Source organism: Vibrio sp. 10N.239.312.C11 (assembly GCF_041466065.1).
GTDB lineage: Bacteria > Pseudomonadota > Gammaproteobacteria > Enterobacterales > Vibrionaceae > Vibrio > Vibrio tasmaniensis_A.
On record NZ_JBFSRZ010000081.1, the window covers coordinates 1 to 12,554 of the forward strand.

At 41.3% G+C, this 12,554-nt stretch carries 9 protein-coding genes and 1 pseudogene; 3 read left to right on the forward strand and 7 right to left on the reverse strand.

Annotated elements, in window-relative coordinates:
* Positions 1–58 precede the first annotated feature (58 nt).
* The 3 genes and pseudogenes from AB6D07_RS21555 to AB6D07_RS21565 all read right to left on the reverse strand — a co-directional run.
* Positions 59–670: pseudogene (locus AB6D07_RS21555) on the reverse strand (EAL domain-containing protein); the annotation flags it as partial.
* Positions 671–1,516: 846 nt separating this feature from the next.
* A complete protein-coding gene (locus AB6D07_RS21560; protein WP_017102473.1) occupies positions 1,517–3,460 on the reverse strand; it encodes a bifunctional diguanylate cyclase/phosphodiesterase in 1,944 nt (647 codons plus the stop codon).
* Positions 3,461–3,621: 161 nt separating this feature from the next.
* A complete protein-coding gene (locus tag AB6D07_RS21565; RefSeq protein WP_017102472.1) occupies positions 3,622–4,179 on the reverse strand; it encodes a hypothetical protein in 558 nt (185 codons plus the stop codon).
* 538 nt (positions 4,180–4,717) lie between these two features.
* Here AB6D07_RS21565 and AB6D07_RS21570 point away from each other — a divergent pair.
* Together AB6D07_RS21570 and AB6D07_RS21575 are read left to right on the forward strand one after the other, a co-directional pair.
* Complete coding sequence (locus AB6D07_RS21570) at positions 4,718–5,407, forward strand: response regulator transcription factor (protein WP_029222829.1); 690 nt, start codon at positions 4,718–4,720, stop codon at positions 5,405–5,407.
* Complete coding sequence (locus tag AB6D07_RS21575; protein ID WP_017099768.1) at positions 5,400–6,749, forward strand: HAMP domain-containing sensor histidine kinase; 1,350 nt, start codon at positions 5,400–5,402, stop codon at positions 6,747–6,749. Before AB6D07_RS21570 ends, AB6D07_RS21575 begins: the two co-directional genes overlap by 8 nt.
* Before the next feature lie 141 nt (positions 6,750–6,890).
* Here AB6D07_RS21575 and AB6D07_RS21580 read toward each other — a convergent pair whose 3' ends face one another.
* Complete coding sequence (locus AB6D07_RS21580; RefSeq protein ID WP_017102471.1) at positions 6,891–7,436, reverse strand: GNAT family N-acetyltransferase; 546 nt, start codon at positions 7,434–7,436, stop codon at positions 6,891–6,893.
* 226 nt (positions 7,437–7,662) lie between these two features.
* Here AB6D07_RS21580 and AB6D07_RS21585 point away from each other — a divergent pair, with 226 nt between their 5' ends.
* Positions 7,663–8,928, forward strand: coding sequence for an HD-GYP domain-containing protein (locus tag AB6D07_RS21585; RefSeq protein WP_017102470.1), 1,266 nt, complete (start codon positions 7,663–7,665; stop codon positions 8,926–8,928).
* 149 nt (positions 8,929–9,077) lie between these two features.
* Here the strand turns inward: AB6D07_RS21585 and AB6D07_RS21590 are convergent, their stop codons facing one another.
* The 3 genes from AB6D07_RS21590 to AB6D07_RS21600 form a co-directional block, all read right to left on the reverse strand.
* Positions 9,078–9,797 (reverse strand): DsbA family protein, encoded by a 720-nt coding sequence (locus tag AB6D07_RS21590; RefSeq protein ID WP_017102469.1) that lies wholly within the window; start codon positions 9,795–9,797, stop codon positions 9,078–9,080.
* 123 nt (positions 9,798–9,920) lie between these two features.
* Positions 9,921–10,490 carry a protein disulfide oxidoreductase gene (locus AB6D07_RS21595; RefSeq protein WP_017102468.1) on the reverse strand — a complete coding sequence of 190 codons (570 nt, stop codon included), beginning with the start codon at positions 10,488–10,490 and terminating at the stop codon, positions 9,921–9,923.
* A gap of 3 nt (positions 10,491–10,493) precedes the next feature.
* Entirely contained in the window at positions 10,494–12,497 is a 2,004-nt protein-coding gene (locus AB6D07_RS21600) for a protein-disulfide reductase DsbD family protein (RefSeq protein WP_372091838.1), read from the reverse strand.
* Between the last annotated feature and the right edge of the window lie 57 nt (positions 12,498–12,554).

The window sequence follows — 12,554 nt, forward strand, 5'->3', positions numbered from 1 at the left end:
CTGATCAGATCGTAGGTTCTTGATTTAGTTCCATTGAATTACGCAACAAAGCCCTATCACAGCCATAGTTCATTACTTCCTCTACTATTTGCTTTGCGTTTTTACTGTATTCATCTGCAATTTTCGTTGTATAAAGGATTTGGAAGAAGTAGACAACGAACAAAAAAAATGAAGAAACGGTACAAACGGCTATAAAGCCTCTGATCAACTCTTTTTGGTAAGTGTTGAGCATCAGCTTCAACATCTCGATATGGCTGAGCTTGAATTGGTTGATGTTGTATTTTGGTGTTATACGGTTGGTTGTACTTTTATCTAGGTCGATAAAATAACCAACCTTATAAAGGTTCGAGATAAGTTCACTATTATTGTTAATTTTGGCTTTCTTACACAGATTCCTATACTTTTTTCTTATCGAAGCAATAATGTTCTTTAAAGCGTACAAGCTGAACTCTTCATCGAAGTGTAATTTAAATGACTTTTCAACATCTCTAGCAGATTGAGGGTTTGATATCGATGAATGCTCAATAAGATATTTAAAAACAAAACTTTCTTTACTATTAAGACTTTCCTCTGATATCTTATTACTGTTCCTTTTTATGTATATTTTTTCTTCATTATAAATTAATTGCAAGCTCTCATAGTTATTGTTTATATTGAAAGAACAATGCATAGCTTAACTCCTAAGCGATAGTTATTATATTTACGTGATTGATATGTGATGCTGAGATTTTCATTCAACCTAAGAGTCCTTTCTAAATAACATAACTAAAATGTCACTATTTCTCTCAAGATGTTGATACTAATCGCAGAATTTTGGGGTCAATAACAGGTTATAGAGATGTTCACCCAAAACTTGAATTTATAAATAAAAGTTGATGATTTACAAGGGGTAAAGTGGATTTATCCATTTATTTTGGCATTTATCCATTTCTAGGGGCTGGATTTTTACTTTTTGTCTTGTTCTGTAATTTTTGTTATTCCCTCTTTGGAAAGCTAATTTGGCTTTTGGTTTTATATGATTAAATTATTTATATGTCAGATCGCCCGGTTTTTTATGATTATCTCGATATAGTTTATTTATTGTTAATTTTAAGAATATAGTTTTATTTTCTATGTTAATTTGTATTGCACTTATTTTTACTTCTGTAGTTGGACTGTTTCTATAAGGATGGCTTGATTTTATTTTCATGTCATTTAAGTTTATGTAAATAAAGGAAATAAACTCAAGATTACCCGATTTATAAGAAAGGTAATATCTAGTATCATTTTCCAGGGCATACTATAAGTATGTCTACTTTGGTTGGTTGGATATTGATGATTATATTAAGTTAGCGTTGGGAGTAATTTAAATGGTAATTTCATTACAACCAACCAAAGTATAAATTATCTAGACTTGGGTATGACGTAAAATTTACGTAAGCGGTATGTTGATAGCATTTTCGCATTTACCACTTACATAATTATATTGTGCTTGGGGAATTTAATTGCTTTAGTAAGTAACCCCCTTAGAGCCGAGTTATCTACTAGACAAAAATCGCATTTCGACTTCATCGGGTGGGATAGGTTTGCTGAACAGAAATCCCTGTAAATATTGATATCCGCAACTGGTTAAGAAAGCTTTTTGTGTTTCAGTTTCGACCCCTTCCGCAACCACCTTAAGCCCCAATTTTTCACAGATAGCATAGGTGGCTTGGACAATCGCTTCGCTCCCTTTATAGGTGCCATGGACGAAGCTTTTATCTAGCTTAACGGTACTAATTGGCAAGTCATGCAACATAGAGAGAGAAGAGTAGCCAGTGCCGAAGTCGTCAAGGTGTAGCTCAACGCCTAACGCTGAAATATCGTCTAATGCTTGTCTGACTTCACCGTGTTTGAAGATCATTGAGGATTCAGTGATCTCAAGGGCGATACTTTTAGGTTGTATGTTGTAGAAGTTGAGCATTGCCGATAGTTGCTCTGCAAAAGTAGTGTGCATCTGAATACACGAGATATTGATGCTCATTACCAATTCATCATCAAATTTTCGGTGCCATATCGACAGTTGCTTAAGTGCAGAGTTAAGGACCCACTTTCCGAGTGGAACAATCTGTCCAGTTTCTTCCGCTAGGCTAATAAACTCATCAGGCTCGATGTTGCCCAGATCTTTATCCGGCCATCTAAGTAGGGCTTCAAACCCTTTAACTTTATTGCTATTGGTGTCCATTATCGGTTGGTAATGAAGATTGAGGTCATCACCTTCTAGTGCCAGAGTTAACCTATGGCGTATCTCTACTTGCCGATGCAGAATCTGCGCTAAATTTGGAGTAAAAGTTTGGAAGCGGTTCCGACCATTGGCTTTGGCAACATGCATCGCCATTCCGGCCTGCTTTAACAATGATTCTTTATCCGTGGCATTATCTGGAAAATGAGCAGAACCTATGCTGCAACCTACAGATAAGGTGCCAATTCCTTTTATTTGGAAGCTTTTGTTCAAAGAATCGATAATGCGAGAGCAGAGTAACGGGATATTTTGATTTTTTCGGGCGTGAGCAATCACGATGAACTCATCACCACCAAAGCGACCGATTGTGCATGTTTCGTCGAGGATCTGTTTAAGACGCTTGCCAACTTTTTTGAGTAGTTGGTCACCAACACTATGCCCATAAGTGTCATTCACCAACTTAAAGCCATCAAGGTCCACAAACATCAATTCAAAGGGCGAGCGACAGGCAATACTCGATTCGAGCCTTTTGGTGATCCCGCGGCGGTTGTAGAGCTCAGTGAGACAGTCGTGCTCTGCGTTATATCGAGCTTTAATCAAATTTTCTTTTTGTTTGGTGGTACAGGTTAGGTTTAATAGCAGTTCACTTTTGTCAAACAACCACTTTCCATGAACATCAAAGTGGTGGGTTTTATTTTCAATTTTACAGCTGACTTCCTCCAAAATGTCTCGACCTTTGCGAGCTGAAAATAACCATTGGTCTGCAACTTCTTCGCTTGAAACAAAATCGGATAGGCGACTAAACGGCGAGCCGTAGTTTTTAGAAAAAGCGGAGTTTGCACTCACTACGCTTCCCACTTTGTTGAATAAAAGAGAGAGGTTGGAACCATCAGAGTATGTGAGATCGCGTTTTAAGCTCTCTTCTTCTGCGATGACTTGCGCTAGCATCCCTGTTCGGCCATCGGGTAATGGGATTCCAGAGAAAAGACATAGTGCGCGTTTAGATATGTATTTTGGGGTGAAGTTCCACCAAGTCTTTACACTTTGATTTCGCTGAAATTGTCTCTGATATTCTTCAAGCGTTGCTTCGATCGCTTTTGACATTTCAACACCAAAATCGCGTGAGGTCAGTTCAAATAGAGATTCAGACTCCCAAAGAGGGAGGGCACTGCTGTTTGCCCAGGTTATTCGCTTATTATCAATGTCATATATCCAAATAGGACACTTTAGATGTTCGAAAGGTTGGTAGCTGGTCATCATAATAAATTCGGGGAACTCATACTTTAATCGATTTATGCAGACAGATGTCGTGCTTTGGCAGTGCGTCTATCAAATTGAACTCTGATCTTTAACAGCCGTGAAGGAGCTATGTGTTAAAGAAAAATCAGGCGCTAAAGATAAATTAGCGACAAAAATAGCGTTTAAAGATTCAGTGAACGGATAATTTTGGTTACTTTTCCTTTCGGGGTGCTTTCAATCGCATAGCCTTTATTGTCCCCAAAAATTTCCCCGTTGATGAAGTTCCAACCTGTTGATGTCTTGACGATTTCTTTCGGGAAGCGATCGTCAAACATTGAATGATTTGTGTATACCGTCTCAATTGCTTCAAATAATAATTGGGCTTGATCTTGGTTAGTGACGATGAAGTCTTCTTTCAGGCACATTGTTAATTCTGGAAGGGGTTGAGTAGTGAAAGGTTCAGTCATCGCGCCGACTACCCCATTATGTGAATAAAAGCGATATGAACCAGAGCTGCTTTCGTTGCCATCTGGAGATTTAATGCTTGGGGTTGTTAGGTAGAAATTACAGTTGAAGACCATCTTTTGGATAATACTATTTTGTGGTGTGACTTGAATATCTATCCAAGAGCTTACTTGTGCTTTGATTTGATTCATCACCTCATGTTTATTAGGAGCAGCGGTGACTCGTGTTGCCAACAAAGCGGTTATGGTCAGTAACATTAAAAGCGATTTGTTCATCTTTAAGTGGCCTTGTGACAAAGTGACTTTTGTTTAATCAGTAAGTCACCGTTGTTTATTATTTGAGTTAATGATTAGCCGAATAAATGTTACTTGAAGAAGACTTTACTTGATAGAGGGGGAGAGAGCTTGATAATGGAACATGCTATTTGATTGGTTAAGTAATCGTTTTCTTCAATTTTTTAGAATGCGATCGCGGTTTTAAAATCTGTCATTTTGTTGATTTGAAGTGTTACTAACTATTGTGTTATTAATGTTTAGCAAGTTTATTTGAATGAGTTTTGTAAATTCTTTTAATGTAAGTGTGCGTAAGAAGGTAAGCAAACGTAAGCATTTAAGCGTTTAGATTTTCCGTTTTTGACGGGAAATTAATCAATAAATGAGCGATTTTGTTGCTGAACGATGGTTTGTAAACGTGTATGTACAAAAGTGATTAATATGTTTTGCGTACGGTAAGTTAGTGACTTCAATAACAATATTGATGATATATGAACAGTATATATACTGCCCTCGCTTTTAATAAATGCTGGTGATAGAAATGTCGAAAACCAAAGTGCTGATTGTCGAAGATGACCAGGCGATAGCGCGTTTAACTACGCTTTACCTCGAAGCTGAAGGCTACAATGTTAGCGTTGTCCATGAAGGGGATTTGGCCATTGAAGCGATCCGCAGTATTGAACCCGATCTCGTTCTGTTGGACTTGATGCTTCCAGGAATGAGCGGCGCACAGATTTGCCGACAGGCTCGCGAATTTTATAATGGGATTATCTTAGTATTGACTGCCTCTGCTGATGAAATGAGTGAGGTTAGTTTGTTTAAGTTTGGCGCGGATGACTACGTAGCAAAACCTATTCGTGGTCATGCATTATTGGCACGAATTGAAGCACTATTGCGTCGCGCAGCCCCTGTTGTTGCTGAGCCTGACACGACCGCTGAAACCCCAGGTGAAATTGTGATCAACAGTACAGCTCAAAGTGCCACTCTGTATGGACAGAACCTAAAGCTCACCTCTGCCGAGTTTGAAATTCTAAATCTTCTTGTTAATAACATTTGTCAGGTCGTTACTCGAGATCAATGTTGCCAGCTATTTAGAGGTATTGATTATGCCTTTAACGACCGCTCTATTGATATGCGTGTTTCAGGGTTGCGCCGGAAGCTGCGTATGCATGCAAAAGATAAGCAGTTGATCCGTACGGTTCGTAACAAGGGGTATATGCTGGTTGTATAAGTCTATCGCGGTGAAACTTCGATCTGTTTCTATGTTTACTCGTTTGTACCTTGGAATTGTGGCAGGGATGTCGGCAACGATATTTTTGTTTTGGAACCTTGGTGAAGGGCACATGCGGCGTACCCAGATCGAAATATTCCTTAATGATGGCATCTACTTTTCTGAGCAGTATGTCCGTCAGCACAACCGAGAAAACTCGCTATATAAAGAACTCGACAGAACAGGCTACCAGCAATTTTATATTTTCAATTTACGCCTGTTGGAGAATTGGTCGGGAGAGGCTCCGTGTCAACGATGCGAGTTATTTACCACCTTGAATGGTGTACCGGTATACCTAAGTGAAAATAATCTCTATTCGGCAGTATTTCAGCTACCAAATTCTAGGTTTAGCTTTGCGTTCAGTGAGGTAGGCGATTTCTTCTCACCTGAAATTGAGTGGTATGAAGATTCAGAAAGAAACTTTCTTATTGGGCTTTTGTTGGCCGTTATCTTCGCTATTGGCGCAAGTGTTTACTTACCTGTTAGGCGTTTTCAAGAAAGAATAGAGTTACTTGTTGAGAAACAGAAGCAGTTTGGTAAGGGGAAGCTGAGTACTCGCTCTGACGTAGATGATATACACCCAGTGTCTGAGCTAGCCAAAAGTTTTAACTTCATGGCTGAGGAGATTGAGAGCAAAGTAAAACAAAGTCATATATTTGCTCAAGCGATTCCACATGAAGTTCGTACACCGCTAAGCCGTATTCAATTGGCGACGGATCTCTTAAGGCGGGAAGCTCCAGAGCATCATCAGGTTTTTTTCGATGATATTGATACCTACATCGGGGATATCAACGACCTCACGTCAGAAATTATCATGCTGTCGAAATTGAATGTCATGGATAATTCTTTCTTCGAGCTTGTTAAAGTGAAAGCTGACCTTCGCGAGTATTGTTTAGATAGAATCCGTTACTCGGAGTTAGACAATGTTATTTTTGAGTCCAAAGTAAAGCTAGAGTGCAAAATTAAGTGTGATTGCTCGATGGCGCGTTTGGTTTTTGATAACGTGATTAAGAACGCTGGGAATTACACACAAGACAAAGTCTGGGTAACTCTGGACGAGAACTCAGAAAATTGGCTGGTTCTGATTGAAGACAATGGCTCTGGGATACCGGAGGACAGGCGTGAAGAAGTATTCCTTCCGTTTTCTCGCTTAGATTCTAGCAGAGCATCAGCAACTGGTGGGTTAGGGTTAGGTCTAGCAATCGCGATTTCAGCGGCTAAAAAGCTTTCTTGGGACATTCGGATCTGCGATAGCAATCGCGGTGGTGCTAAGTTCTGTATCTTAATCCCAAAGATCACGTAAATGATTTTAGTAAGAGACCAATTAGACTCTTAAAAATGAAAGCCACGGTTTAATATCGTGGCTTACTAATTTAATTAACTTACTAATTACCAATTATCATTCACTATCAATTGGCAAAATTTACCAAGTAGAAAATCAAGCTTAGATATTGTTGGCGCTTAAACGATGAAGGCCATAAATAGCATGATCTATGATACGGCCATTTAAGTTCTCGTTATGAGTTATGATACCTTCTAATGTGAAATGTAAGCGCTCACAAACCTTGCGACTACTCTGGTTGCCAGTTGCAGCTGATATCTCCACCTTTTCCATATCTAACTCATTGAAAGCAATATCAATGAGCTTCTCAACTACGCGTGTAACGATCCCGTTACCTTGGTAAGTATCAGACAACCAATAGCCTATCGTGACTTTCTGTTTGCTGTGGTCAATGGTGTTAAAGCTACAGTTACCGACGATATTGTCTTTGTACACAATCGCACATGTCATGCTTTTGCCTTCCGCGTAATCATGTAGCGAGCGCTGGATGAAGATCCTAAAGTCCTGCTCTGTTTTGCAGTGCGGTGGCCATGCTAACCATTGGCTAAGATACTCATTTTGGCTTTGTGAAATTTCCGCGTAATGAGATGCGAAGTTCTCTTCAACCAGAGCGATGGATAACTCTTCATCGATAACTGTTTTAAACATGTTTTCCCTTTTCTTTTGGCTGATGATTTAAGTGTCTTTTGGTCGGCAGGTTATAATGTCGCACAATTTTGAATATGCAACCACTTGTGGCACGAATTATTCGTGATACGCTAGATCTATCACGAAATACATTAAACCTTATAATAATTGCGGGTATGATCGTTAGTCATGCATTAGTATTAGCAGCCTAAATATATAAAATATATAAAAATACTAGGCTTAAGTAATGAATCAACATTGCCAAGAGGTAACCGTAGACCTAAGAAAGGCTCTATTTGGTATTGCTAAGGCGCTTGATAACGTCGGTTTTGAAAGCAAAAACTATGGACAGAGGGTGGGTTACATCGCGTATCGATGTGCTCTGAGCGTGGGGTGGGAAGAGGAGCAGGCACAGCTCGCATTTTCGTTAGGGCTAATTCACGACTGCGGAGTGTCGCAAATAGACGAGCAACGTCGACTGAATTCGGGGTTTGTTCCCGACTCGACTTATTACCATTGTCAAAAGGGCTACCAAATTTTAAAGGAGTGCCCTGTTCTTTCTATATTTGCTAAGCCAGTTCTTTATCATCATACCCCTTGGTTAGATCTAAAGACTATGAATATCAGTGAATTAGAAAAGGAACTGGCTGCAGTTGTGATGCTTGCTGACAGAGTTGACTATCTATATGGCATAACAGCTTCTGATCGTTATGGGAACCTAACCCCAGACGGTAAAGCGAGCATTATTGGACGTTTGACTGAGCAAGCGGACGAGATGTTCGAAACCAATCTTGTACAGCACATGTGTGAGTTGGTTGATCTGGATGATTTTTGGTTCTCGATGGAGACCCCTTACATCGAGAATATGAGAGATAACTTTGAACCTGTACCCTTTTTCTCTCAGCAAATGTCGCTGGATGAGACAGTCGCCTTTGCCGAGTTTATTGCTAATGTCGTTGATACGAAAAGCTCGTTCACTTTCAAGCACTCGTTGAAGGTAGGGCAACTTTCTGAATATCTAGCTAAACAACTTGGTTATTCACACACAACGCAGAGAAAGCTCTATTTAGCTGGTTTAGTTCACGATATTGGCAAACTGCAAACCCCTGGTGACATTCTTCATAAGCCAGATTTGCTCACTGACGAAGAATACTGTTGTATTAAACGCCATGCGACAGATACTCGATTCGCGCTGCAGGAGCTATTTAGTTCGCCTCAGGTGTGTCAGTGGGCTTCCGATCACCATGAAAGGTTAGATGGTTCAGGCTATCCGATGGGTAAAACGGCTGAAGATTTAGATCAACCCAGTAGAATTGTTGCTGTAGTCGATGTATTCCAAGCATTAACCCAGTCTCGCCCCTATCGTAAAGGTATGACACTGGAAGAAACTCTAGCGATATTAACGGAACAAGTTGATAGTTATAAGTTGGATCGAGAAGTGTTTGAATGCCTTAGAAAACACGCAGAGTACTGTTTTGAACTATCGACGGACAAAAGAATGTACGCGTTTTAACTTTGGTCGTTTTTAGGATTCAACTCACCTTTAAATTTAAGGTAAATGGACTATCTACTTTATTCAAACAATGAAAAAGCCGACTGGGTGTTGCGCGAGTCGGCTTTTATTCACTTCTCTTTCTAGTCTTTATCTCTATCTACGCTCGATTAAAAAGCATCATCCACGATATCTTTAAGTCGATCGTAAGGCACATAGCCCGGTAGAAGCTGATCATTCATCATCATCGTTGGCGTTCCTGTTAAACCCAGAGCGCTAAAGGTTTGATGGTTAGTGGTTAGAACCTGGTTTTGTTCTTGAGTTGTTTTTAGTTCCGCTTCTGTGCCTGTCTTCTTGGCTACGGCTTCTAGTGAGCTTTTCGAGTGAATACCACTTTTTGCCATCAGCAGTCTGTTGACTTCAGGGAAGGCTGCTGGGTTATCTTTCCATACTTTCATCGCGTATAGAGCCGCATTGGTATCAAGGCCATCTACTTGTTGCTGCTTAAATGACAAGTACACGTTGATCACTTTAATGTCGCTGTTTTCAGAGGCTAATTGAACCAAGCCTTTTTCCAAGCGCTTACAGTAAGGGCAGTTGTAGTCAGTAAAGTTAACGATTACTGATTTGCCATTCGGGTTGCCCGTGATTGGGTGAGCGTCATTGTTATATAACCAGTCGTGACTCTCAGCTTGAGCTTTCTTTGCTTGCGCTTGGCCTGCGACATACTGCTCTAAACTGGTATGCAATCCTGAAATAGTAGAAGGATTCTCCTTCAGGAACTGGTTAATTTCTTCGAGTTGCTGGGTTTGTTCTGTGCTTAACTCAGCGAAGGCACTTGTGCTCATTAGTGAGCCTAAAATCAGTGTGCTAATCAGATGTTTTTTCATGTTGTTTATTCTCTAATTCTTGATAATCGTGAGCGCGTTTTGGGTCGCGCTCACGGTATTATTGTTTGTTAAATTGGCTTTAATCGGTTCATTTGCTCTGCTCTGTTTTTCTTAGTGAGCGAGTTATGCAAAGTAGGTTCTTAACCACAGGCCGATAGGGGAAGTAACGCCGGTTGCGATACTGCTAATCTTTCCATCTTTGATGATGACAATACTTGGCGTGACATTGACTCCCCAACTTCTGCTGATCGATCCAGAGAGATCATTGATAACAGGGAAGTCATACTCTTTGGCGTCTAAGAAGCGCTGAACACGTTCGTCTGGGCCAGATGAAAGTGCGACAGAAACTACTTGATGGGAGTCGCTGAAGCTATTAACCGTCGGGCTCACCAATTTGCACGCGCTACACCAAGTCGCCCAAAAATAGACAATAACGGGCTTACCGCTTTTGCTTAGCTCGATAACATCAATATCTTCCCCTTGGATCGACTGACCCTCGATTGGTATCGCGTCTCCTTGAGGCATGCTTCTGCTGTGGTAAAAATCCATGGCAAACGAAACCACGCCAATGATCAGTATCATTGAAACGAGTTCCTTTCCCCACTTCTTAAGACGGCTTGGCTTTTTGGTTTCAGCCTTTACAGCGTTATCTTCAGCAGAGCTAGGCTTTTGTTCGTTGTTGGGCGTCTTCATCAATTATCTCGCAGCGTCGATGGCTTGAATAACAGTGTCACTGTCTAGAATTACGGGTAATGGAATACCATTTTTATAGCTCGGGCCATAAACGATATTAAATGGCACACCAAATCGCCCATTACTTTGTAAGTATTGAGTGACACTTTCACTTGGTGTTGTCCAATCGCCTTTCATCAAAACAATGTCTTCTTGTTGTAGGTGGCTGTAGACAGGATCTTGAAGAATGACGCTAATTTTGTTGGCTTTACAGGTGATACACCATTCAGCAGTCACGTCGACAAAGACTGTTTTTCCTTGCTCGACCAACTGAGGGATTTGTTTCGCATCCAGTTTCTGCCAATCAAGGTTATCGACAATTGGCGTTGCCCAGTTATCAGCAGTAACACTACCGACGATCAATGCAGCACCAAATACCAAGGTTGTGGTTGCCATGATAGGAATCAGTACCTTGCGTCCTAATTTCATGCCAATCCAAATTAACACTGAAACGACGATAAACAGTGACAACAAGATGGTTGGGAACTTGCCAACGAATGGGCTCAGCAGGCTTGTTAACCACAGACTGGTGATGAACATCATTAAGCCGAATACCAACTTAACTTTGAACATCCACGCGCCCGGTTTTGGTAGCAATTTAGTTAGGCTTGGGAATAACGCGAAGATCAACCAAGGTGCGCTCATACCAATACCGAGTGCGATAAAGATAGCCCACAACTCTTGGTAACTTGCGCCCAGAGCATAAGCCACTGCAGTTCCTAGGAATGGAGCACTGCAAGGCGTTGCCAATAGTGTCGCAAACATGCCTTGGATGAAGTGACCTGAATGTGAGTCGTCGCCTTTGGTTGCCATCCAAGTGTTCAAGCCTGATGGAAGCCTGAATTCGAATAGACCGAGCAGGTTAACTGAGAACAGTAGGGTAATGATCAGCATGAACCCGATGAACCAAACATTTTGGAACTGGATTCCCCAACCAATCGCATTGCCACCCATTTTTAGAGCGGTCATACCTAGGGCTAACAACGCAAATGATGTAATGACACCTGAAGCAGAAGCTAAGAATGAGAGTCGGATATGACGATTAGATGCACCTTGGTTCTGAATGATGCTGTTTAGTTTCATTCCTAATACGGGTAGAACACACGGCATGATGTTGAGGATTAAACCGCCCACTAACGCAAAGCCAAGCATGACTAGAAAGCTGTTGTTGCTTGTTTGGTAAGCTATCGGGTCTGACCCAACTTGCGCGGTCATCTCTTCTGCAAAGTTAGTATCTGAAACGGTAATACTCACTGTGCGATCCGTTAAGTCGACCTCGCCGATCCAGTTACTCACATCGAATACTGCGGTCATTGTATTGTCTGTGATGTGGACGGTTGGTGGAGAGAAGAAGTCATCAAGCACTTCTTGCCCATCAATCAATACCATCGGTTTATCCCAGCCTTCCTTACTTGTTAGCTGAGTCACCAGTTGTTGTTTACTTTTATCCCAGAACAGGCCGTTTACTGAAGTGCGGTTAGCTTCTCGTGGAGATTGGCTCATGCCTTGATTGAACAAGAACATCGCTTCTTCATCGAGCTCTAATGTTTGCGGATCAATCGGCAATTCGATGTCGTAATCGGTTAACACACAGATATTGGTGCACGACGGAAAGGTGAACGACGCCTTGAACAGTGCTGGCGTCGTGTTGTCTTTCAGTGTCAACGTAACGGGAAAGCTGACGTGTTTTTTGTAGCCTAACGTCATCACGTCGAGTTGTTCGTAGTACTTAGGGATCGGCCAATGCCACTCTACCGACTCTATGTTTGTTGAACCAGACCAGTCCCAACTTGGCGGAATACCACCTTCGCCGGGGCTACGCCAATAGGTTTTCCAATCGCCGTCGAGAACGACATCCAGTACGGTTTGAATCTTAGAACCGTCGTCCGATTGTTCACCCGTCGACATCATTCGCATCTTGACTGGTGGATGTTCAGGCACGCTGAGCCAGCCCGTCGTCTGTGCCAAAGCGTAAGCGTGTCATGAACACCGCATTCTAATCTTTCAGCACGAAGAATAAGATCA

Excerpts from the sequence above, each read along its gene's own strand:
- AB6D07_RS21560 (WP_017102473.1), bottom strand. The coding sequence starts at position 3,460 with ATGATGACCAGCTACCAACCTTTCGAACATCTAAAGTGTCCTATTTGG.
- AB6D07_RS21565 (WP_017102472.1), bottom strand. The coding sequence starts at position 4,179 with ATGAACAAATCGCTTTTAATGTTACTGACCATAACCGCTTTGTTGGCA.
- AB6D07_RS21570 (WP_029222829.1), top strand. The coding sequence starts at position 4,718 with ATGTCGAAAACCAAAGTGCTGATTGTCGAAGATGACCAGGCGATAGCG.
- AB6D07_RS21580 (WP_017102471.1), bottom strand. The coding sequence starts at position 7,436 with ATGTTTAAAACAGTTATCGATGAAGAGTTATCCATCGCTCTGGTTGAA.
- AB6D07_RS21585 (WP_017102470.1), top strand. The coding sequence starts at position 7,663 with ATGAATCAACATTGCCAAGAGGTAACCGTAGACCTAAGAAAGGCTCTA.
- AB6D07_RS21590 (WP_017102469.1), bottom strand. The coding sequence starts at position 9,797 with ATGAAAAAACATCTGATTAGCACACTGATTTTAGGCTCACTAATGAGC.
- AB6D07_RS21595 (WP_017102468.1), bottom strand. The coding sequence starts at position 10,490 with ATGAAGACGCCCAACAACGAACAAAAGCCTAGCTCTGCTGAAGATAAC.